Here is a 944-nt window from a genome sequence, read left to right on the forward strand (position 1 = left end):
ACCCAACGATCGCACGCACGAAGCTTGGTTGGCTCAGCCATCGCGTGCAGCTTGGTGTTGCAGGAGAAACCGAAGATGAAGTCGGTGTTCGGCATGCTGTCGATCAGGCCCATCAATTCGGGTCCGCTGAAATGGCCGTCACCCCGAACAAGAATGTGGGTGTCGGGGAAATGGCGGCGAATCAGTTTTAGAACGCGCCGCATGATCATCGCGTTCTCCTCGCCAAATGGGCGCTTGCCGGGCCGCAGAACGGCCGCGATCAAGCCGCCCGACTGGCCGTCGAAGATCATCAGCGGCAGGTAACACGTCGACCCATAGTGGTGGTTATAGAACGCCAGTGGCTGCTGGCCGTAGCACGCATCCTCGGAGTGATCCAGGTCGAGAATCAAGCTCTTTGGCTGGCTAGCAAAGCTGGCGATAAACTGTTCGACGAGGGCCTCGCTGAAACGGTAGATATCCTGGCGCCGCGCCGCGTGCTCGAAGCGCGAGATCGTCGCCCCCGATGCCAGCGCAGCATCATCGTCGAACGGCAAGCGGGCTGCGCCAAGCTTGAACATCGGGTCGTGGCGCAGGCTGTTCGAGTCGTTCCCGTCCTCGTAGCCGCAGCCAATCTGGTAGATCCGCTGCGTCAAGATATCGTGATACGAATGGTTGACGTAACTCTGATGGCGGCGGTCAGGCAAGGCCGCAGCAAGGCGTTTGGTCAAGCCGATCTGGAGGTCGACTCCACGCAGCAGAACCGGGCCGAGATCGGACGACAAGCCGCCGCCGGCGAAATCGGCACGGACGCTATGGGCTGGAATGGATGCAAAACGGAGCTGCTCTGGGGTAGAATTCATATCGGGCAAGGTGGTGTTCGTGTTGTAAATTGTGTTTCTCGATAACTCACATTTTATCAATCACTTACGGCATTCTTGCCCTTTTTTATGCAAAATTCAGGCTAG

The 944-nt window shown here is 57.9% G+C and carries 1 protein-coding gene; it reads right to left on the reverse strand.

From position 1 onward, the window contains the following. On the reverse strand, window positions 1-839 hold an 839-nt coding region (locus ACP7DD_RS26540; protein WP_426178395.1), incomplete at its 3' end, for an IS1380 family transposase. Window positions 840-944 lie beyond the last annotated feature (105 nt).

The organism is Massilia sp. TWR1-2-2, from assembly GCF_049897565.1.
Lineage (GTDB): Bacteria > Pseudomonadota > Gammaproteobacteria > Burkholderiales > Burkholderiaceae_D > JAFCUW01.